At 35.2% G+C, this 21,887-nt stretch carries 25 protein-coding genes; 6 read left to right on the top strand and 19 right to left on the bottom strand.

The window, feature by feature from the left end:
* Window positions 1-61: 61 nt before the first annotated feature.
* A complete protein-coding gene (gene fbp / locus GQN54_RS01255) occupies window positions 62-1,057 on the bottom strand; it encodes a class 1 fructose-bisphosphatase (RefSeq protein WP_160631161.1) in 996 nt (331 codons plus the stop codon).
* Between the two features lie 113 nt (window positions 1,058-1,170).
* On the opposite strand from fbp, the gene GQN54_RS01250 reads away from it, so the two are divergent.
* Complete coding sequence (locus tag GQN54_RS01250; protein ID WP_160631159.1) at window positions 1,171-1,653, top strand: GNAT family N-acetyltransferase; 483 nt, start codon at window positions 1,171-1,173, stop codon at window positions 1,651-1,653.
* A 1-nt stretch (window position 1,654) separates the two neighbouring features.
* Entirely contained in the window at window positions 1,655-2,923 is a 1,269-nt protein-coding gene (locus tag GQN54_RS01245) for an aspartate kinase (protein ID WP_160631157.1), read from the top strand.
* 57 nt (window positions 2,924-2,980) lie between these two features.
* On the opposite strand, the gene GQN54_RS01240 is transcribed toward GQN54_RS01245, so the two are convergent.
* From GQN54_RS01240 to GQN54_RS01175, 14 genes are all read right to left on the bottom strand, one after another.
* Window positions 2,981-3,319 carry a four helix bundle protein gene (locus GQN54_RS01240; protein ID WP_160631155.1) on the bottom strand — a complete coding sequence of 113 codons (339 nt, stop codon included), beginning with the start codon at window positions 3,317-3,319 and terminating at the stop codon, window positions 2,981-2,983.
* 91 nt (window positions 3,320-3,410) lie between these two features.
* Complete coding sequence (locus tag GQN54_RS01235; protein WP_160631153.1) at window positions 3,411-4,253, bottom strand: carboxypeptidase-like regulatory domain-containing protein; 843 nt, start codon at window positions 4,251-4,253, stop codon at window positions 3,411-3,413.
* A gap of 75 nt (window positions 4,254-4,328) precedes the next feature.
* Window positions 4,329-5,162: a carboxypeptidase-like regulatory domain-containing protein gene (locus GQN54_RS01230; RefSeq protein WP_160631151.1), complete on the bottom strand. Its 834-nt coding sequence runs from the start codon at window positions 5,160-5,162 to the stop codon at window positions 4,329-4,331.
* A gap of 82 nt (window positions 5,163-5,244) precedes the next feature.
* A complete protein-coding gene (locus GQN54_RS01225) occupies window positions 5,245-6,096 on the bottom strand; it encodes a carboxypeptidase-like regulatory domain-containing protein (protein ID WP_160631149.1) in 852 nt (283 codons plus the stop codon).
* Window positions 6,097-6,233: 137 nt separating this feature from the next.
* Window positions 6,234-7,175 (bottom strand): NAD(P)-dependent oxidoreductase, encoded by a 942-nt coding sequence (locus tag GQN54_RS01220; protein ID WP_160631147.1) that lies wholly within the window; start codon window positions 7,173-7,175, stop codon window positions 6,234-6,236.
* 4 nt (window positions 7,176-7,179) lie between these two features.
* Window positions 7,180-8,538, bottom strand: a complete 1,359-nt coding sequence (gene mgtE, locus GQN54_RS01215; protein ID WP_160631145.1) for a magnesium transporter — start codon at window positions 8,536-8,538, stop codon at window positions 7,180-7,182.
* Between the two features lie 174 nt (window positions 8,539-8,712).
* On the bottom strand, window positions 8,713-9,492 hold the full coding sequence (gene rsmA / locus GQN54_RS01210) for a 16S rRNA (adenine(1518)-N(6)/adenine(1519)-N(6))-dimethyltransferase RsmA (protein WP_160631143.1): 780 nt from the start codon (window positions 9,490-9,492) through the stop codon (window positions 8,713-8,715).
* Between the two features lies 1 nt (window position 9,493).
* Complete coding sequence (locus GQN54_RS01205) at window positions 9,494-9,799, bottom strand: DUF4286 family protein (protein WP_160631141.1); 306 nt, start codon at window positions 9,797-9,799, stop codon at window positions 9,494-9,496.
* Window positions 9,800-9,804: 5 nt separating this feature from the next.
* A complete protein-coding gene (locus GQN54_RS15550) occupies window positions 9,805-11,658 on the bottom strand; it encodes a tetratricopeptide repeat protein (protein WP_160631140.1) in 1,854 nt (617 codons plus the stop codon).
* Window positions 11,655-12,224: a hypothetical protein gene (locus GQN54_RS01195; RefSeq protein WP_160631138.1), complete on the bottom strand. Its 570-nt coding sequence runs from the start codon at window positions 12,222-12,224 to the stop codon at window positions 11,655-11,657. Before GQN54_RS01195 ends, GQN54_RS15550 begins: the two co-directional genes overlap by 4 nt.
* A complete protein-coding gene (serS, locus tag GQN54_RS01190; protein WP_160631136.1) occupies window positions 12,221-13,495 on the bottom strand; it encodes a serine--tRNA ligase in 1,275 nt (424 codons plus the stop codon). Before serS ends, GQN54_RS01195 begins: the two co-directional genes overlap by 4 nt.
* 110 nt (window positions 13,496-13,605) lie before the next feature.
* Window positions 13,606-13,869: a 50S ribosomal protein L27 gene (rpmA, locus tag GQN54_RS01185; RefSeq protein WP_160631134.1), complete on the bottom strand. Its 264-nt coding sequence runs from the start codon at window positions 13,867-13,869 to the stop codon at window positions 13,606-13,608.
* A 31-nt stretch (window positions 13,870-13,900) separates the two neighbouring features.
* On the bottom strand, window positions 13,901-14,356 hold the full coding sequence (rplU, locus tag GQN54_RS01180) for a 50S ribosomal protein L21 (protein ID WP_160631132.1): 456 nt from the start codon (window positions 14,354-14,356) through the stop codon (window positions 13,901-13,903).
* Window positions 14,357-14,423: 67 nt separating this feature from the next.
* Window positions 14,424-15,365, bottom strand: a complete 942-nt coding sequence (locus tag GQN54_RS01175; protein WP_160631129.1) for a DMT family transporter — start codon at window positions 15,363-15,365, stop codon at window positions 14,424-14,426.
* 114 nt (window positions 15,366-15,479) lie between these two features.
* Here GQN54_RS01175 and GQN54_RS01170 point away from each other — a divergent pair, with 114 nt between their 5' ends.
* Both GQN54_RS01170 and GQN54_RS01165 read left to right on the top strand, forming a co-directional pair.
* Window positions 15,480-15,752 (top strand): hypothetical protein, encoded by a 273-nt coding sequence (locus GQN54_RS01170; protein ID WP_160631127.1) that lies wholly within the window; start codon window positions 15,480-15,482, stop codon window positions 15,750-15,752.
* Window positions 15,753-15,818: 66 nt separating this feature from the next.
* Entirely contained in the window at window positions 15,819-16,850 is a 1,032-nt protein-coding gene (locus GQN54_RS01165; RefSeq protein ID WP_160631125.1) for a COX15/CtaA family protein, read from the top strand.
* Here the strand turns inward: GQN54_RS01165 and gldD are convergent.
* The 4 genes from gldD to mutY form a co-directional block, all read right to left on the bottom strand.
* A complete protein-coding gene (gene gldD / locus GQN54_RS01160) occupies window positions 16,847-17,437 on the bottom strand; it encodes a gliding motility lipoprotein GldD (RefSeq protein ID WP_449369396.1) in 591 nt (196 codons plus the stop codon). The genes GQN54_RS01165 and gldD overlap by 4 nt on opposite strands.
* Window positions 17,421-18,671 (bottom strand): gliding motility-associated protein GldE, encoded by a 1,251-nt coding sequence (gldE, locus tag GQN54_RS01155; protein WP_160631122.1) that lies wholly within the window; start codon window positions 18,669-18,671, stop codon window positions 17,421-17,423. Before gldE ends, gldD begins: the two co-directional genes overlap by 17 nt.
* A gap of 161 nt (window positions 18,672-18,832) precedes the next feature.
* Complete coding sequence (locus GQN54_RS01150; protein ID WP_160631120.1) at window positions 18,833-19,276, bottom strand: single-stranded DNA-binding protein; 444 nt, start codon at window positions 19,274-19,276, stop codon at window positions 18,833-18,835.
* Window positions 19,277-19,291: 15 nt separating this feature from the next.
* Window positions 19,292-20,434: an A/G-specific adenine glycosylase gene (gene mutY / locus GQN54_RS01145; RefSeq protein WP_235932937.1), complete on the bottom strand. Its 1,143-nt coding sequence runs from the start codon at window positions 20,432-20,434 to the stop codon at window positions 19,292-19,294.
* Window positions 20,435-20,519: 85 nt separating this feature from the next.
* Between mutY and GQN54_RS01140 the strand changes: the two genes are divergently transcribed.
* Window positions 20,520-20,807 (top strand): HU family DNA-binding protein, encoded by a 288-nt coding sequence (locus tag GQN54_RS01140; RefSeq protein WP_160631118.1) that lies wholly within the window; start codon window positions 20,520-20,522, stop codon window positions 20,805-20,807.
* Window positions 20,808-20,828: 21 nt separating this feature from the next.
* Entirely contained in the window at window positions 20,829-21,677 is an 849-nt protein-coding gene (locus GQN54_RS01135) for a tetratricopeptide repeat protein (RefSeq protein ID WP_160631116.1), read from the top strand.
* The last annotated feature ends 210 nt before the right edge of the window (window positions 21,678-21,887 follow it).

The raw sequence follows: 21,887 nt of genomic DNA, 5'->3' as shown, positions 1-21,887 counted from the left end.
TAAAAGTCAATATTTTAATGAATCAAATTTCAACGGAAGTATGAAGAAATGCAATGCGATTCTACAAAAAGGTCAGCATTTTCTCTACCATATTCTTAGAACCCATAATGCAAGGAACACGCTGATGCAACTCAGTTAGTTCAACATCCATAATGCGCTGTTTTCCTGTAGTAGCGATACCACCTGCTTGCTCCATAATAAAAGCCATTGGGTTGCATTCGTACAAAATTCTCAATTTACCATTTGGCGCTTTGGTGGTTTCTGGATAGATGAAAATTCCACCTTTAATCAAGTTTCTATGAAAATCAGCTACCATAGAACCGATGTATCTCGCAGAATATGGTCGGTTAGTGGCTTTATCGTCTACTTTGCAGTAATCGATGTATTTTTGAAAACCTTCTGGTAGAAATGGATAATTTCCTTCGTTAATGGAATAAATTTTTCCATCTTCTTTGATTTTCATGTTGGGGTGAGAAAGGCAAAACTCACCGATTGAAGGATCTAAAGTAAAGCCATTTACTCCGTTTCCTGTAGTGTAAACCAACATGGTAGACGAGCCGTAAACAACATAACCTGCTGCTACCTGCTCAGAACCTTTTTGTAAGAAATCTTCTAGATTCGCCTTTTCGCCCACTTTGCTTTTTCTCCTGAAAATTGAGAAGATGGTACCAATAGAAACATTTACATCAATGTTAGAAGAACCATCCAATGGATCGAAGGCTGCAACATAATTGCCCTGTTTTGAAAGTACACTGTCAAAAAATACAGCGTGATCATTTTCTTCAGAAGCAATCGCGCAAGCTTCACCTCCAGAACGCATCGCTGAAATCATTAGGTTGTCAGCAATTACATCCAATTTTTGTTGAGTCTCACCCTGAATGTTTTCGTTTTCTGTTGCTCCAATAATATTAACTAATCCAGCTTTATTTACTTCTCTATTGATGATTTTTGATGCAATAACGATGTCATTTAGCAAACGAGTCAATTCTCCAGTTGCATATGGGAAATCTTCTTGTCGTTCTATAATGAATTCACTCAGGGTTTTAACGGTACTCATGTTTGATGGCTTTATTTCGCGCAAATATCGCAATTTGAAAGCAATTAAAAAGGCAATACTATTTCAATAGGGATTTTAAGACCTAAAATTTACCTTTGTCAAAAATACAAGAGATGTCAGTCACCATTCGAAAAGGAAAAAAAGAAGATTGTAAAGCAGCATTAGAGCTAATTCACGAGTTGGCAGTTTATGAAAAGGCCGCCGATCAAGTGGAGATTTCCTTGGAAGAATTGGAAGCAGATGGTTTTGGAATGAATGCCATCTATGATTTGCTGGTTGCTGAAAAGGACGGAAAAATCATCGGAATCGCTTTGTATTATATGAAATATTCTACTTGGAAAGGCAAGTGTATTTATTTAGAAGATTTGATTGTAACAGAACAAGAGAGAGGAGTGGGTGCCGGGAAAATGTTATTTGAAGAATTGATAAAAATAGCGGCTGATTTAAATGTGGGTCGGATGGAATGGCAAGTGTTGGATTGGAATGAGCCAGCAATTGGATTTTATAAGAAATACGATGCAGAGTTAGATGGAGAATGGTTCAATGCTAAGTTTAGAAGAGAGCAATTACAAGAAATCGCAAAGAAATTAGGTTAAGATGAAGGTATTTAAGTTTGGTGGAGCCTCGGTAAAAGATGCAGCGGCAGTTAAAAATGTAGCTGCTATTTTAGAGCGTTATAAAGAAGAACAAATAATTGTGGTGGTTTCTGCAATGGGTAAAACGACCAATGCATTGGAAGATTTGCTGGATGCTTATTACCATGGTAGACCGAATACGATGGAGCTTTTGGAAGTGGTTAAACGCTTTCATTTTGACATATTGAAAGAGTTGTTTGAAAGTACTTCTCATCCGATTTTTGAAGAATTGCACAATACTTTTGTGGAGATAGAATGGCAGTTGGAAGAAGAGCAAATGCGGGAGTATGATTTTGAATACGATCAGATGGTGGCAGTGGGCGAGTGGTTGTCGGCTACCGTGGTTTCTGCCTATTTGAAACAAGTGGGCTTGGAAAATAAATTACAAGATGTTCGTGACATTATTCGAACTGACAATACCTACCGAAATGCGAAGGTAGATTGGGAAGTAACTGCTGAAAATGTCAATCGATATGTGAAGCCTTATTTTTCAGATTCGTCCAATAAATTAATGATTACTCAAGGGTTTGTAGGGTCTACTTCAGAGAATTTTAATTCTACTTTAGGTCGTGAAGGCTCGGATTATACCGGTGGTATTTTTGCCAATTTAGTGGATGCAGAATCATTAACCATTTGGAAAGACGTGCCTGGTATGCTGAATGCGGATCCAAAATGGTTTGAAGAAACAGAGAAGTTGAACAACATCTCCTACCACGAAGCAGTGGAGTTGGCTTATTATGGCGCAACTGTGATTCATCCGAAAACAATAAAACCACTGCAGAATAAGAACATTCCATTATTGGTTAAGTCATTTGTCAATCCTGACGAGGAAGGAAGTATTATCAACGAAAATACTGCTAAAGACTCTTTGATTCCGTCTTTTATTTTTAAGACCAATCAGATCTTGATTTCTATCTCTCCAAGGGATTACTCTTTTATTGCGGAAGATAATTTAAGTCAGATTTTTGGCTGTTTTGCCAAACATAAAGTAACGGTGAACTTGATGCAAAATTCTGCGATTAGTTTCTCCATCTGTACAGACAATCAGAAAATGAAGATTGCCAATTTGATTGAAGAGTTGAAAGCCGACTATAAGGTATATTACAATGATGAGTTATTGTTGTTAACAGTGCGTCATTACAACGAAGAGACGTTATCTAAATTGTTGAAGGACAAAACTATTTATGTGGAGCAGAAGAGTAGACAGACGGCGAGGTTTGTGGTTAAATAATTGTTAATTATTAATTGTTAATGTGGTTTGCTGAATACATCAATAACAATTACTACTTCATATTAAGTTTGGTGGCTTTAATAATTTTATGATTTCAACTGCATCATTGTTTAGCGAATGGAATTCTTTTTCATCTAGATAGTCTGTCTTTTCAAGTAATTCTAACCAGTAGATGGACTCATTTATTTCTTTTTGAGCGATGCTCAGTTTGTGTTTGAAATCCGATTTGCTTTCAGCATGTTCAGACTCTCTTATCATTGCTCCAACACTAGTTCCCGAGCGTAATAATTGTTTCGAGATAACGTACTCTTTCTTTTCTGAAACTAAGAATTGATACAATCGAATAACGCGAATTGCAAAATTAAAACTCTTGCTTTTTACAACATTCTCCCTCATAATTTTTTGTTAATTATCAATTGATAGACAAGTTAATAAAAATAGGGCTCAGCATCCAATCAATTAACAATTAATCCTTAACCATTAATAATTATAATGGTTTCAACACCAATCCAAATCGAATATTTCTATTCTCAGTAGCCCATAAAGAGAAAGGTCGCCATTTATTTTCCCAAAACATGTATGTTAAATTGGAATCCATAGGTTTTGTCATTTTTAGACTAAAGGCATACCTACTATTAATGATATCAATATTGTTCAAATTTTCAGCTTTAAAAGGTTCGAACAACCATTCAACAGCCACAAATATTCCATCTGATGGCATTCTGATTTGTTGGTCTGAAATGTCAATTTTATTCTTTATTTCTTTTAATAGAACTGTCTTTGAATAGATTTCTTTACCAGGGCTTCCATCTTCAGAAACTTCGTAGAGGTAAACTTTAAGTTGAGTCGTGTCATTTGCTTTTGTAATTGGAAGTAAAATTTTCTCAATCAGCGCTGGAGTTGAATTGTAAGGGATAAAAGTAGCCAGTTGGATATTTATTGAGCTGCCATGATTATGAGGAAAAGGAGAAAGAGATCCCATTTTGTAATACCCAATAGTAAATGATCTGTTTTTTCTCTTTCTATCTATTGTAACTTCCTCTATATTGATAGAGTTGCTAGTTAAGGTAATTTGATCTTTAATGTCTTTCACACAAATAGATTTACTCTCATACCCAATGCAGCTAATTTTCAGTGTGTCTGTTGGCTTTATGCTGTCGAAGTAAAAAATTCCTTTTTCATTGGTATAAGTTCCATTTGCAGTTTGATTAACTGAGATGCTTGCAAACTGAATGGGATTTTTCTGAGAATCGACGATAGTTCCTTTAAAGCTGATTTGACTAAAAATGATGAGCGGAGTAAAGAGGATGATTAGGAGTAGGTTTTTCATTTCACTAAAATAAGAAATGGAATTAATAATTTGTCACACTGAGCGGAGTCGAAGTGAACCATTGATAATTAACAATTACAAAGGTTTCAACACCAATCCAAACCGAACATTGCTATATTGCGCATTCGGAGGATTCCATTTAAGTCTCCAATTATTCTCCCTATACCAATAAGTGTAGTTTGTATCCATTGGTTTTGTCATTTTTAACCTAAAGGCGGGACCTAAAACTTCTTTGGGATCGTTCAAGTCTTTGATGACTTGCTCTGTAAGCCATTCAGCCGCAATAAATACTCCTTCTAGTGGTATGCGTATCTGCTCATCTGAAATGTCAATTTTGTTTTTTATCTCATTTGACATTAACAGTTTAGAATAGATTTCTTTTCCAGGGCTTCCATCTTCAGAAATTTCGTAGAGGTAAACCTTAAGTTGAGTTGTATCATTAATGTTTGTAATGGGGAGTAATATTTTTTCAATTATTGCAGGTGACGATTGATAGGGGATGAAGGTGGCTATTTTTGATTTTACATTACTGAAATGGGAACTAGGAAAAAGCGTATTCATATTGTAATACCCAATCGTAAATGATCTGTTTTTTCTCTTTCTATCTATTGTAACTTCCTCTATATTGATAGAGTTGCTAGTTAAGGTAATTTGATCTTTAATGTCTTTCACACAAATTTTCCGGCTTTCATAACCAATGTAGCTAATTTTCAGTGTGTCTGTTGGTTGTATACTATCGAAGTGAAAAATTCCTATTTCATTGGTATAGGTTCCATTGGCAGTTTGATTAATGGAGATGCTTGCAAACTGAATAGGATTTTTCTGAGAATCGACGATAGTTCCTTTAAGACTGATTTGACTATAAACGATGAGAGGAGAAAAGAGGATGAGTAGAAGTAGGTTTTTCATTTCACTAAAATATGTAATGGAATTAATAATTTGTCACACTGAGCGGAGTCGAAGTGAACCATTGATAATTATTTTTTCCTTCTCAATACCGAACAGTTGCTCGAATCATTGGAATGTGATAGCCTAACCCAGCAAAATCATCATACGACCATGTGTGCCATCCTGTTGCGTAAGAGCCTGCTCTTAGCTTAACATCCGTAACCTGTTTTAATTTGCTCCAACCTATAATTGCAGCATCATATTCGCTCATGTTGACGATAGGCACTTCCTTTACATTCTTAAAGTATTCCGGATTCGGAACTGTTTCGAAAGCGATAAAAATAGAGTCTTCAACTTTTATAAATTGCTTTGATAAGTCAATTTTAACCCATCCTTTTTCATTGGTAGGAATACTAATTCTTTGGCTGAGTATAGGAGACTGTTTATTGTTTGGTCCTAGTTTATAAAGATGGAGAAAGAATAAGTTAGGCGCTAATGTTTTCGGTTTTTTGATGTAATATTCTATACTTTCAAGGTACGATGAAGAGATATTGTTAATTTGTATTCCAACTATATATCCATTAATTCCACCATCATTTCCTCGGTCTTTATTTTTTAAACATCCAATTAGCTCTCTAGTGTATTCACTTTTGATTACCACTTCACCAATTTCAATTGCTATTTCTTGGAGTAAAATAGTATCTGATAAATTTTTTACTAGAATCGATCTACTCTCATACCCAATGCAGCTAATCTTTAAAGTGTCTGTTGGTTGTATACTATCGAAGTAAAAGATTCCTTTTTCATTCGTGTACGTTCCATTTGCAGTTTGATTAATGGAGATGCTTGCAAACTGAATGGGATTGTTTTGGGAATCGACAATGACTCCTTTAAAACTGATTTGACTAAAAGTGATGAGTGGAGAAAAGAGGATGAGGAGAAGTAGGCTTTTCATTTCACTAAAATATGTAATGGAATTAATAATTTGTCACACTGAGCGATAAAGTTCACATTGTGCATTGTCGAAATGAAGTGAACCATTGATAATTAACAATTAACCATTAAAATTAGCATCCAATTAATCCTTAACCATTAACAATTAAAAGAGATTTTCTCCGCTAAAAAACTAGACAACTTCTCATAAGATTCAACCGTCCAGCCAGCCACATGAGGAGAAAGAATGACTTTTTCTGAAGCAATTAAATCTTGAAAAGCTTGAGGAAGCTCCTCTTTGTTGAGGTTTTCAAAAGATAAACTTTCAAATTCAGACACATCTAAACAAGCTCCTAAAACTTTCTGAGCATTGATTCCTTTAACCAATGCTGAGGTGTCTAAGCATTTTCCTCTAGCAGTATTGATGAGGTAAAATGGTTTTTTACAATTGGCTATAAATTGCTCATCAATATAATAGTGCGTTTCTTCAGTGTATGGCAGGTGAATACTAATTACATCTGATTTCTCTTGAAGTTCGGCCAACGTCACTTCTTTTACGGAATCACTTCCAAAGCCTGTTTTGTATTTATCGTGAGCGAGTATGGTGACTCCAAAACCTTGCAGTCGTTGAGCAAGTGCTTGCCCCATAAAACCGAAACCAATCAATCCAACGGTTTTTCCTTTGAGCTCAATTCCGCGGTTTTTTTCTCTCAACCAAAGTCCTTTTCGCACTTCCTGATCTCCTCTTGATAGGTGATTGAATAGACTCAACAACATTCCGATACAATGTTCAGCTACGGCGTCTCTATTTCCTTCAGGGGAATTAAAACATTGAATGTTTAGCGTTTTGGCAGTTTCTAAATCAATGTTTTCCATTCCTGCACCTGAGCGAGCAATCCATTTGAGTCGACTGCTTTTGTGAAGCATTGCTGTATCAAATTTGAATTTGCTTCTAATGACTGCACCTTCGTATTGATCGATAATTTGCTCAATCTCTTGACGGTTTAAATCCACTTTCCAATCACATTGGAACCCCACTTCTTCTAATCGCTCTTTTAAAATGGGATGAACAGAATCAATGAAAATTACCTTTCGAGTCATTGGTTTAGAAATAATTGTACAACAAACGACCTACTCCAAAATAGATGAACAAACCAATAATGTCATTCAACGTAGTGATAAATGGCCCAGTTGCTAATGCTGGATCCACTTTGTATTTATCCAATACCAAAGGAACTGCGGTGCCTAATAAAGTCGCAAAAACTACTGCTGTGATTAATGAGATGCTTACCGTTAAACTAAGTGCCCATGAATCTGAGAATAACAAGTTGTAGCCAAATATTAAGGCAGAAACTAATACCCCGTTTAAAAGTCCCACTGAGAACTCTTTAAATAATCTGGAGAAGATTGAGTCAAATCCCATGGTTTTATTCGCTAAACCTTGCACTACAATCGCTGATGATTGGACTCCTGCATTTCCGCCCATAGCGGCAATTAACGGAATAAAAATGGCCATTTCAGGATGAATTTGAATCTGACCTTCATAGTTTTCAATGACTAATGAACCCAAAACTCCACCCATCAATCCAATTACTAACCAAGGAATTCTAGCCTTTGAAAGCGCCCAAACGTGATCACTTGATTCTGCAGTTTGTGTCAAACCAGAAGCCATTTGGTAATCCTTGTCGGCTTCCTCTCGGATTACATCTACCACATCATCAATGGTAATTCTACCAATCAATCTATACAACTCATCCACTACTGGAAGTACAACTAAATCATACTTCTCCATGATGTTGGCTACTTCTTCCGACTTTTCGTAAGCTTTTACTGCCAATACATCTTTAAAATATACATCTTCTACTTTTGCAGTGCTTGGAGCAAGTAATAGCTTCTTGAGGGAAAGTGTGCCTATTAGCTTTTGTTGATTATCAACTACGTAAATAGAATAAACATTGTCTATGTCTTCTGCTTGTTTGCGCATTTCTTTCACACACTTCAGCATGCTCCAATTGACATTTACTTGAATTAATTCTTTAGCCATCAGACCACCGGCTGAGTCTTCTGGATAGCTCAATAAGTCTACAATATCACTTGCTTGCTCCTCATCTTGAATATGAGAAATAACCTCTTCCTTTACTTTATCGGAGAGTTCTGCCATAATATCAGCAGCATCATCCGAATCCATATTTTCGATAAAGGTTTCAGCAATTTCCTTTGCACCAATTGAATCTAGATAACGTTCTCTTACGTCTTCATCTAATTCAATTAGAATGTCTGCTGACTTTTCTTTTCCAATGTATTTATATAGTAATGAGGCGTGTTCAGTTGTTAGCTCATCTAAGATTTCGGCAATATCAGCTGGGTGAAGCTCACTGACTTCTTGCAAAATCGGAGTTTCAATACCTGTATCTAAGCTTTCTCTTAGTTCGTTTAAATATTCTTTTGTTAATTCAAATTGCATGAGCCAATCAATTTGCTGTGGACGAATTTACAACTTTAGGCCTGAACTTGCAGTCAGAAAAGGGTATTTTAATGCCAACTTAAGATAAGAATGAGATTACGTACGCCTATTTTGCTCAGTCTAGTATGCAAAAATCACTTTAGATTGATAGGTGTACTGTGCAATTTAGCAGCTTTAACCCAGAAGCTTCACAATATCTATAAATTGAGCGACAGAAAGCTGCTCTGGTCGTTCATTAAAAATAGGATTGTCTTTCACTTCTGGTTTCTCATTGATGAATTGCTTTAAAGAGTTTCTTAATGTTTTACGACGTTGGCCAAAAGCAATTTTTACAATAGATTTGAACCTTTTTTCATCTACATCCAACGATTTTACATCGTTCCGTTGCAATCGAATTACCGCTGACTTCACTTTTGGTGGTGGATCAAAAACATCCTCATCAACGGTAAAAAGGTACTCGATATGGTAATATGCTTGTAAAAGTACACTCAGAATTCCGTAGGTTTTAGAACCCGGAGGAGCTGCAATTCTTTCTGCTACTTCTTTTTGAAACATTCCAACAACTTCAACTACTTTGTCTCGATTGTCATAAGCTTTAAAAAGAATTTGAGAGGATATGTTGTAAGGGAAATTTCCTACGATAGCAAAGTTTTCTTCACCAAAAATCTGACTCAAGTCATACTTTAAAAAGTCGCCTTCTATGATTCTAGAGTCATCCAACTCCTCAAAGTTGTTGAGTAAAAATTGGATGGATTCTCCATCAATATCAATGATGTAAGTTTCTAGGTCTGGACGTTTAACCAGGTATTTAGTGAGCACACCCATTCCAGGTCCTACTTCAATAACTTTGTTGTACTGGTTCGTCATTGTCAAAGCATCTACAGTTTTTTCTGCAATGCTTTCATCGGTTAAAAAATGTTGACCGAGATGCTTTTTGGCTTTAACTAATTTCAAATTATACTTTTTCTAGTAGACTTCTAAAAGCTACAAATTTGTTTTGATATCTATCGGTGTGTTCTTTTTGAAGAGCAGGTGCATGTTTCTGTTGATATTCTTCTAAATCAATCATGCTAGGACAATGATATTGGATGTTATAAGTAATTCCTTCTTCTCCTTCCGCAGTGGTTAGCACTCGTGTGATTAAATTTTCTGTAAAATAACCAGTACTCATAACATCAGGAATATGAGTTTCTTTCATCCAATTCAACCAATCTTCGTGAATACCTTTTTCTACACTGACAGTTACACTATATATTATCATAATTTTTAATTGATGTTGTCTCCTCGAAGCGATCTGAACCTTTTTCTCGCCTCCACTACATGAATACTACTGCTATAATCCGTTAGGATGGATTTATACAATTCCATCGCCTTTTCAGGGTTATTTAGTTGTTCTTCATTTAATTTCGCTAAATAAAATACTGCATCATCACCCAAAATGTCAAAAGGATAAGTGGAGATTAGTTTTTGTAAAAATTCTCCTGCTACCTCAAATTCTTTTCTTTTAAAGGCAATCTTATATTTCAGGTATAAGATTTCATCATTGAGTGAGGCGGCAGGAAATCGTTCAGGAATTGAATCTAAAGTGACCAATGCTTCAGCCGATTTATTTTGAAATAATAAGAGTTCAGCTCTAGCGTATATTTGCAAAGGTTCAATAATTGAGTCTATACCAACATTATCAGTTATCAAAAGGGATAAATCAATCGCATCGTTTGAAATCAGTTTGGAGGTGGACCCTTTCAAAGCATTTAGCTGAGCTTGTGACCAAAAGAAGTCACCGGTGTAGTAAGCGATCTTTGCATTTTTGAATTTTGCACGTTCTCCAATTTCATCGTATTTAAATTCCTTCTCTACTTGGGAATATAATAAGGATGCTTCCCATATTTCACCTTGAGTGACATACACATCCGCCAACTCTATTTTACACTCAGCTACATCGGTTCGAGCTGCACCTGGTATGTCTATAGCCTTATTTAGCAACTGAATAGCAGCGTCAGAGCTATCTAAATAAAACGCTAAAAAATGAGCATAATTACCCATCAATTCAACTGTTTTTCGGTTTTTGCCGAGCTCTTTCAACGACTCTTTATAATTGGCATCTACTTGAAGAAGTTCTTCTTGAGTGTAGTTGTTGGTGGATAATATCTTTTCTTTCAACACATCTACTAGGTTCATCCTTGATGGATTATAATAAATAGCAGAAGGGCCTTTTTCTAAGATGTAATTATAGCATTGAATGGCAACATCATAGTCTTTGTTAGACGATGCTAATCGCGCTAGTGAATATATCCGTGTTCCACTTTCGTTTAATCTTCGGTCAATTGCCCGAGCTTGAATAAATGCACCACTAAAATTTTTTTCTTGTATAAATTGCCAAATCAAGAGTTCTGTGAAGATGGTTTTATCTGGGTTTTTCTGAATCCTACCCAACAGATTTTCTTTCAGTTTTTCTTTGATTTCCCCATTTGGGTCAGGATTTAAAAGTGTTTGTAACACATTTTGAATACTTTGAAGGTAGGACTCATTTACAGCTAATACATCTAAGTATTGATTGATCATGGCTTCTGTATCCCCTTTTCTGCCATAAATATTGGCCAATTGAAAGTTGTATTGAATATCGTCTCCTGTAGATTTTTTAGCTTTTTCATAAACCGCTATCGCAAAATCATACTCAGATATGGCAGCAAAATCATTCGCTAGTGAAATGTAGTTAGATTGACCATCAGGTACATCTTTAAGTGCAGCTTCAAAGCTTTGGTTTGCCTTTTTGTCGTTACCTTGTTTTCTGTAAATATTTCCTAAATCAACTTCGTATTTGTAAGCATCATTTCTGCCTTTCATGCGTTTTTTAATCAAGTTCTCAGCAGACTTGAAATCTTCTTTTTTGATATAGATTCCAATTAATGATTTGTATACGTTCTGAAAGGATGTCTTTTCATAGATCGACTCATAAAGTTCTAGTGCTTTTTCTATTTCTCCATCTTCATAAAATTGCTCGGCTAAGCTAATATCCGTTTCAATGCTATTTTGAGGAAATACTATAAACGGCAAAAGCATCAAAAGAAAAACGAGTCCACTTTTGATGCTTTTGTTAAGGATATGTTTTAGAAAAATCACTCTTGATTTTTCATTAATTCATATTTCTTTCTAGTCACAAGGCTTAATGAATCTACAGTAGGAGCCAACTGATTGTAAATTTCTTCTGATAGGTTTATCCTAACAGTTAATTTATCGGTATTCTCTTTAATTACTTTGACATTCGTAGACTCTAAGTCATAATACTTCTCAAACTTATCTTCTTTAACAATATCGTTCTCGATGTCTTGTTTTAGTTTGATTAATTGTTCTTTTTCATTCCGAGCCTCCTTAAGAGTTAAAGTAAATTGATCTTTGTAAGCCTTGTATGCTTTTCTGATATCTTTATAATCTGAAAGCTTTTTCAATAAACTTCTTTCGAGCGTATCTGTAAGGTGGGTCTGAAGGTAATTCAAATTAGAGAACAGCGTGTCATGGTGGACATATATTGTTGAACTATCTGTTGCTTCCAATGCCGAAATAGAGGAGTCATTCATTGCGATCAATTCATCAACTTTCGCCAGATTCTCTTCATCTTGTTTAGATAAACAAGCACTTAAAACAGATGCAAGTCCGATAATTAAATTAATTTTTAAGAAATTATTCATGCTCCAATAGTTTTAAATTTAGTGTAAGGAATCAGTACTTCTGGGATGTTGATTCCATTTTCAGTTTGATAATTCTCTAAAATTGCAGCCAAAATACGTGGCAATGCTAAAGCACTACCATTAAGGGTATGTGCTAATTCTGTTTTTCCTTCTTTATTTTTAAATCGTAACTTCAAACGGTTGGCTTGGAAGGTCTCAAAGTTTGAAATAGAACTTACCTCTAACCACTTTTCTTGTGCGGCCGAAAAAACCTCCATATCATACGTAATTGCAGAAGTAAACCCTAAGTCGCCTCCACATAATAAAGCTACACGATACGGTAAACCTAATTTGTCCAGAAGACCTTTTACATGATTTACCATAGCATCTAACGCCTCATATGATTTGTCTGGATGTTGGATTTGTACAATTTCTACTTTATCAAATTGATGTAATCGATTTAGTCCACGAACATCCTTACCATATGAACCAGCTTCCCTTCTAAAGCAAGGTGTATATGCTGTATTTTTTATCGGGAAATCGCTTTCTTTTAATATAACATCTCTGTAAATATTTGTTACCGGAACTTCAGCGGTAGGAATTAAGTATAAATCATCAACGCCAACATGGTACATTTGACCTTCTTTATCAGGTAACTGTCCTGTTCCGTAGCCAGAAGCTTCATTTACCAAGTGCGGTGGAATTACCTCTTCGTAGCCAGCTTCTCTTGCTTCATCAAGAAAAAAGTTAATTAAAGCGCGTTGCAGAATAGCACCCTTCCCTTTGTAAATCGGAAAACCTGCTCCAGTTATTTTTACACCTAATTCAAAGTCAATAAGATCATGTTTTTTTGCTAAATCCCAATGTGGCGCTGCTTCAAAGTTAAAATTAGGAACAGCACCAGACTCACTAACAATTTTATTGTCCGCATCACTTTTACCTTCAGGGACAATTTCGTTAGGAACGTTGGGTAAAAGATAAAGCAATTGTTTAAGCTCTTCTTCTGTTTGCGCCAATTGTTCCTTTAGTTCAGAACTGCTTGCTTTTAATTCACTAGATCTTTCTTTTAAAGCATTTGCCTCAGCAGCTTTGCCCGACTTAAACAAATCGCCAATTTGCTTGGCTAGAGAATTAGCTTCGGCTAATTGACCGTCTAATTCTTGTTGAGTTTGAATTCTTTTACCATCAGCCGCAATGATCTTGTCTAGTGTTTCAGCACCATCTAAGTTTCGTTTTTGATAGCGATCTATGATTAACTCTTTGTTCTCTTTTATAAATGGAATTTGTAACATGCTAATTGATCTTGTAAGTGTGCAAATATACTATTCTAAGGATTGATATTAAACAAAAAAACTCCTCTTAGCAGAAGCCGAGAGGAGTTTTTAACTATTTTTTAATAAGCTTATTCGAAACCTTCAGTATCTACAGAAACAAAAGATTTTTTGTTCGACTTAGTTTTAAAAACTACTAATCCATCTTTCAATGCGAATAAAGTATGGTCCTTACCAATACCTACATTTTCGCCTGGATTGTGTTTTGTACCTCTTTGTCTAACGATGATGTTTCCAGCCTGAGCAAATTGCCCTCCGTGAACTTTCACACCTAATCGTTTACTTTCTGAATCTCTTCCGTTTTTCGAACTACCTACACCTTTCTTATGTGCCATGACGTTTTGAGTTTATTATCGGTTCGTACTATTATTTTTCTGAGTCATCTGCTTTTTTAGCAGTTGTCTTCTTAGTGGCTGCTTTTGGTGCCGCTTTCTTAGCTTCAGTTGCAGGCTTCTCAGCTGCTACTTCTTCTTTTTTAGCTTCTTTTTTTGGGGCTGCTTTTTTAGCAGTTCCAGCTCCAATAGCTTCAATTTGAATTTTAGTTAAGTACTCGCGGTGGCCAGTCTTTTTTCTAAAACCTTTTCTTCTTTTCTTTTTAAAGGCAATAACTTTATCACCTTTCAGGTGCTCAAGAATCTTTGCAGATACTAAAACTCCTTCTACAGCTGGGGCGCCAACAGAAATATTTTTGCCATCATCAGTTAAAAGAACATTTGAAAACTCAACTTTTGAGCCTTCTTCGCCTTCCAATCGATGAACAAAAATCTGCTGATCTTTCTCTACTTTGTATTGTTGCCCTGCTATCTCTACGATTGCGTACATCTTATACAGCTTTATTTGTTAATAAAAATTTGGAGCACAAAAATACAAATAAAAAGTAAGTAAACAACTACTTGTTTAAATTCTGTGGTTTAAGTTCTTTTTTTGCTTTTCGATTTAATTTAAGATTTTCTCGATTCACAATATATATGCCTGATAAAATAACAGAAATCCACAAAATGTGCATTCCTTTTATAACCTCCCCATCAATAAAACCCCACATTAATGCAAAGATTGGGATGATATAAGTAACCGAAGAAGCATAAACAGCTGACACTTTTTTAATCAAAATATTAAAAAGAATTACAGCTAGAGCAGTTCCAAAAACTGACAACAGCGCGATGTAGAATAAATTTGTTGTGGCTTCGGGGTCAGATTGCATAATGTGATAAAAATCACTCATGAACAAATAGAGTATTACAGGAGGTCCTAAAAAGAAAAATCCGAATGCTGTAATATCGATTGAGTTTATTGGCCCTAAATATGTTTTGATAAAGTTAATATTGGTAGCATAACAAATAGTCGCAAGTACTACCAAAAGTGCATATGCTAAATTGCTGTCCCCAAAATTTAATCCTTGTACTGATAGAAGGCCGATCGCTCCAACTAATCCTAACAAAACTCCAGCAAAGCGTTTAATTCTTAATTTTAATCCAAACCCAATTAATCCGACCAATACGGTGAATAAAGGGACTAGACTGTTTAGCATACCAGTTAAAGAACTGCTGATTTGTGTTTGTGCAGTTGTAAATAAAAAGGCGGGTAAGCCATTGCCTAATAATCCAGCGATTAATAGGTATCCCCAGTATTTTCCTTTTATTTTTCTAAGATTTTTAATTGCTATTGGAAGCAGAAAAAAATAGGCGATGGCGATTCTAAGTGATGCTACTTGAAAGTTGCTAAAAGTCTCAAGTCCGCGTTTCATTAATATAAACGAGCTTCCCCATACAAAAGCTAGAAGAAGTAAAAGTAACCATTGAATTATTGGTTTGTCGAGGTTCAGTATTTTCATAAGCCGACAAAGGTAAGCGCATAGATTTGACTATGTCTTAATTTTAAATCAATTTATATTTAATCCTATTGGATTTTTTTATACTTTTGGAAAACATTGAATTAGTGGTAGTTTATGAGGTTAACATCCATCTTTTTTAAGGCATTCTTTATTGTGGCATTTTCTGCTATTATTTCCGCTTGTAATTCTGATTCTAATCAAACAGCAGCCTATAAAGGCTATAGTTTAAATCATGTAGATAGCTCAAATGCTACTCGTTCAAAAATGGTCATTTATAAAGATGCTGGAAGTTTGGTTGATTCTAAAATTAAAGAGACTAACAAGAGAAATCAAAAAATCTCCATCTCTTTACCTGATATTATTACCTATTTTATGTCCTCTTTTTAGACTCATAATCTAAAACTTTCCCCGTTTAAACTTGTTTCTTTCTTAATTTTGGCAAAAAATAGAACGATGCAAGAATTATCCAAAAGACCTATCATCATCTGGTTGTTTACAGGTTGTTTTTTTATTTTTTCAATGGTGGTTATTGGTGGAGTTACTCGTCTTACCAATTCAGGGCTATCAATGGTTGAGTGGAATTTATTAATGGGTTCGCTGCCACCGATGAACGAAACAGAATGGATGGTCGTTTTTGAAAAGTATAAGCAGTTTCCAGAATATCAATTAATTAATTCGCACTTTACTTTAGAGGAGTTTAAAGATATCTTTTTTTGGGAATACCTTCACCGATTATTAGGTAGAGTGGTGGGGTTAGTTTTTATCATTCCATTTATTTATTTTCTTGCTAAAAAGATGATTAGCCGGAAGTTGTTTTTTCAATTGCTGTTGTTGTTATTTATGGGTGGTTTTCAAGGATTCCTGGGCTGGTATATGGTTAAAAGTGGATTGAATAAAGATCCTGACGTTAGTCACTACCGGTTAGCTATGCACCTAATTACCGCATTTATAACTTTTGCTTATACATTCTGGGTGGCGTTAGGTTTAATATATCCTAATAGAGAAAAAAGGGTCAATCATCCTCTCAAAAATTCAGCCTTCTTTTTGTTGGGAATAACGATCGTTCAAATTGTTTGGGGAGCATTTGTGGCAGGACTAAATGCAGGGAAAATATACAATACATGGCCAAAAATGGGTGAACAGTGGATTGCAGATTCTGTCACTGCTATTCAGCCTTTATGGCATAATTTTGTTGAAGGTCTTGGTGGAGTTCAGTTTGTTCATCGTTATTTAGCATACATTGTAGTCGCCACAGTGTTGTGGTTAGTAGTGAAGTCTCGAAAGATGTTATTGGATAAATCCCAAAGTATTGGATTGAAAATTTTACTGGGAACAGTTTTATTTCAATTTGTTTTGGGTGTTATTACTTTACTAATGGCAGTACCAGTTTGGTTAGGAGTAATGCATCAACTCGGCGCATTCTTTTTGTTAGGCTCAACAGTATATGTCGTTCATCGATTTAACTTTGCGACAGTAATGCACTAGTTTCTCCATTTAAAAGTTTCTATCAGATGCTCAATGTCTTTCTCTATAAAATCATGTACAGGACCTAATGAATCCGGGTTAGGTGCGACATTAAAATATAAAGCCCCCCTTACAAAATGAGTACTACTATCTGTAATAAAAAACTGCTCAGAAGAAGCGGCATTACCTTTAATAGTGTAGTAGGTTCCAAAAACCCTTTCCGATTCATTTAAAATTAATTCTTCATCGATTTCTTGGGCTTTTACTGTGTGCTCATAAGCCAATCTTCTACTTTCTTCTAGTAATTGATTTACATTACTATCGATAGGGAGATAACTGAAATGGATTCTAGCTCCGTATCTTGCAAAATCCACATTGAAAAAATTAGGGCTCTCGGCAGTTCGTTGTAGATTAACAGCTGCGTATTGCGGTAGTTCGAATTGAAAAGGAAATGGAATACTATCACTTGTTGTTCTGTATTCTTTTTCAGGGAGGTCAATTCTAAAATAGCCTTTTGGTTTGGGTAAGGTAGAGTCCTGGCAACTCATGAATGAGAAGGATGTTGCAACAATAATGAGGCAAAAAAGTGAACTATTTCTGAGTTTCATCTTCTGAATTGTTTTCTATCGTAATTTTAATTCGTTTCACCCTTCTTTTGTCGGCCGCCTCTACAGTAAATAGGTAGTTGCTGAATTTTACCTTTTCGTTTTTCTTTGGAATTTTACCTTTTATTTCGATGAGGAATCCAGCTAAGGTCTCTGCTTCTCCTTTGTTTTCTTCAAATTCGTCAGCATCAATTTCGAGAATTCGGTAAACGTCATTCAATGGAGTTTTTCCTTCAAAAATATAATTGAGGTCGTCTAACTTCGAGTAGACTAAATCATCATCATCGAATTCATCACTGATCTCCCCAACAATTTCTTCTAGTACATCTTCTAGACTTACAATTCCTGAGGTCCCACCATATTCATCTACCACGATGGCTAGGTGGATTTTCATCCCTTGAAATTCACGCAATAAATCGTCGATTTTCTTATTTTCAGGAATGAAAAATGGATTTCGAATGATGCTGGCCCAATCAAAATCTTCTTTTTCTAAATGAGGCAATAAATCCTTAATGTACAGAACACCAACAATATGGTCAAAGTCTTCTTTGAATACTGGTATCCTGGAGTACCCGGAATCTAGAATGGTGCTGATGACTTCTTGAAATGTAGCTGTGATATCAATTGGAACAACGTCAATTCGTGATGTCATTATTTGCTTTACTTCTGTATTGCCAAACTTCACAATGCCTTCCAGAATTTTTTGTTCATCATCATTGCCATTTTCATCTGAAGTTAATTCCAATGCATGTGAAAGCTCTCCCACAGAGATGTTATGACTTTTTTTCTTAATTCGTTTGTCAATAAAATTGGTGGATTGAACTAAAATAGAGCTAATGGGTCGCACTAAGAGTTGAATATAAAACAAAGGGATGGCCATAATTGCTGCTAGCCTTTCCGACTTTCTGGTGGCATAAACTTTTGGAATGACCTCGCCAATTAGTAAAAGAACAAAGGTTACAGCTACTACTTGAATGAAAAATTTGAGTTTGTAATTATTAAAAGTAAAGAGTCCATCTACAATAAATGTTGATAGAATTACAATTCCAACATTAATAAAGTTGTTGGCAATTAATATGGTAGCTAATAGTCTTTTGGGGCGATCAAGAAGTTCAATGATTCTTATCTCTGTACGATCTTTAGAAGATTTTAATCGATCTATTTCAGCTGTACTTAGGGAGAAATATGCTACTTCCGATCCTGAAATTAAAGCTGAGCAAATTAAAAGTATAGCCATAACTATCAATGAGATAATAATCTCAAAAGATATAGGGTGACTTACAATGCTTTGAGAGAGGGAAAGTAAAATCTGTTCCGGTGGTTCTTCCAATTGGCGAATAATTCGTTAATACTACCTTTAGCTACATCTTTTTATAAAAGTAGCTTTTAGGATAATTATTAGAATGGTAAATCATCAGACTCGTCAGCGTCTTCTATTTCGGTTTCTTTTTCACTGAATGAGCTATTGTCAGGTTTCGCATCTGAAGTGCTTCCTCCTGAATTGTTGTCGCTTTTCGATCCTAACATTGTCATGCTGTCGCCCACAACTTCAGTGGTGTAACGGGTTACTCCTTCTTTATCTTCCCAAGACCTAGTTCTAAGTTTTCCTTCGATATAGATCATATTGCCTTTTTTAAGAAATTTTTCTGCAATCTCTGCTAATCCTCTCCACAAAACTACATTGTGCCATTCAGTTTGGGTTTGACGAACTCCGTTTTTATCCTTGTAGGTTTCTGATGTGGCCATTGAAAAGTTTGCTACAACAGCGCCATTTTCAAGGTGTCGCACTTCAGGGTCCTTTCCTAAGTTTCCAACTAAGATTACTTTATTTACTCCTGCCATCTGACTATAAATTATCTAATTATCGTTTAACAAAGATAGTAAATCATCTCTATCAGAAAGGTAGTTTAACAACAATTTAGGAAGAGCAAATTGATTTAATTCTGATTTATTGATGATTAGGTTTTTTGTTGTGCTGAGAGTTGGCATTTTGTCCACTTTTACCTCATAAAAATCTGCGGTAATAATTTGATGACTTAAGATATGTCTATATGAATCACTTTTAAATTTTACGGTGCCTTTTGATGCGATTACTAGTGAATTCCAAAGTTCTGTTTGCTGCACTTTTTCTTGTTCTAATTCACTAGAAGATTCGATTAATGGAAATTCAAACAGGTTCGCCCAGATTCCTTTCTCTGGCCTTTTGTTTAATAGCAGCTTTTTTCCGTCACTAATAATTAAATAACTAAAGTGCCTTTTAGACTGTTTAACTTTTTTTGATTTTACTGGTAGATCGCCGATTAAATCATGTTCATATGCAAAACAAATAGTTGGTAAGGGGCATGATTGGCAGTCAGGATTTTTTGGAGTGCATTGGAGTGCGCCAAATTCCATCATAGCTTGGTTGTGTACTGAAGGTTTCTGGTTTTTGATTAGATCGTCAGCTAATGCTTGAAATTCTTTTTTTCCTGCTGTTGTGTCAATTGGGGTACTTATTCCGAAGACTCTACTTAGTGTTCTATATACGTTCCCATCGACAACTGCTTTTTCTTCTTCAAATGCAAAAGAGCTAATTGCTGCTGCTGCGTAGGGCCCAATGCCTTTTAATTTGATAATTTCTGAGTAATGGCGAGGGAACTCTCCTTTTAGGTTTTGCGCAATGTGCTTTGCAGTAAATAATAAATTTCTTGCTCGAGAGTAATACCCCAGACCTTCCCAATCTTTTAAAACCTCATCTTCTGAAGCTTTTGCTAGTGCTAAAATTGAAGGGTATTTAGAGGTGAATTTATTGTAATAATCCATGCCTTGATCCACTCGAGTTTGTTGAAGTATAACCTCTGAAAGCCAAATTTTATAAGGGTTTTTAGTGTTTCGCCAAGGTAAGTCTCTGTGATTTATAAGGTACCAACTGTGGAGGTAGTTTTTGAAGATTATGGTCTTGTTTCTCAATGGGGTATAAAAATTAATTTCGTTAATATTCCTAAAATCAGTTTTTTTCAAATAAATAATGTTATATATTTGCGCACGAAAACAGACTTGCAAAGTTCGAGTTTAACCAATTATTTATTTATAAAATTATATTAAAATGACAAAAGCTGATATCGTAGCGACAATTTCAGAGAACACTGGAATCGAAAAAGTAGCTGTTCAATCTACAGTTGAAGAGTTTATGAAAGCAATTAGAAATTCTTTAGAGGCAGGTGAAAATGTTTACTTAAGAGGATTTGGTTCTTTCATTACTAAGAAAAGAGCTGAGAAAACAGGAAGAAACATTTCTAAAAACACTACAATGATTATTCCTGAGCACTTTATTCCTGCATTCAAGCCTTCTAAGAGCTTTGTTGAAAGAGTAAAAACAAATGTGAAGCCTTAATCGGAGACTCATTTTTTTGAAATGAAAAAGCTTAATAAAGCACAGATAGCCACCATATTGTTTGGTGGCTTCTTTATTTTAATACTTTTCGTACTTCCTAAAAATCAAAGTGAAGCTAGAGAGGAAGTAGATGTCGTGCTGTCTGAAAATCACGAAGAGTCCCATAATCATGATATAAGAGAAGGAATTGAATTAGATGAGTCCGGACAACAAATTGTATCGGATTTAGAAAATCAGTTGTCAAACTCGAAAAGCTTAGAAGAAAAGTTAATTATCTTAGATAGTTTGATTAATTTTGCCAGCTCCGAAAAACAACCTGTCTTGATGGCAGCTTATTTTAAGGAAAAAGCAGTTCTTAAAAATACAGAAGAAGCCTGGATGCAATCGGGAGATGTTTTTTTTAAAACCTTTCGATTCGCAAAAAGCAATCAACATGTAATGATAGAAGAAGCGGTTCAGTCCTTTGAAAAAGTACTGGAAATGAATCCTTCTAACCTCAAAGCAAAAACAGCTTTAGGTGTTTGTTATGTTGAAGGGGCTGCTCAATTAGGAGAAATGCCAATGAAAGGTATCGGATTGCTGATGGAGGTATTGGAAGAAGATTCTACCAATATTGATGCACTGATAAATTTGGGTTATTTCTCTATTCAGTCAACACAATATGACAAGGCTTTAGAGCGGTTTAATAGAGTGTTGGAGATTGATCCAGAAAATGCTGAAGCTTTTTTGTACCTCACAGATTTGTATGTTCAAATGGGTGAAATTGAAAAAGGAATTAGCTATTTAGAGAAGTATAAATCTTTTCAAAAGGATCCATTAGTGATCGAACAAGTGGAGGCTTATATTGAAGAGTTGAAGATAAAAAAGTAGAATAGTAACATAAATTAAAAGATATGCCAAGCGGTAAGAAAAGAAAAAGACATAAGATGGCTACCCACAAACGTAAAAAACGTTTAAGAAAGAATAGACACAAGAAGAAGAAGTAATTAGCTTCCGGCTACAGTATTTGCTGTAGTCGGACTTTTTAAAGCATCTATCTTATTGATAACAAGTGTAAAGCCCTGCATTCAAATGCCTTGG

It is taken from the genome of Acidiluteibacter ferrifornacis, from assembly GCF_009909615.1.
Lineage (GTDB): Bacteria > Bacteroidota > Bacteroidia > Flavobacteriales_E > Vicingaceae > Acidiluteibacter > Acidiluteibacter ferrifornacis.
Note: the sequence above shows the minus strand (reverse complement) of the source record. Positions and strands in the feature narration are given on the sequence as shown.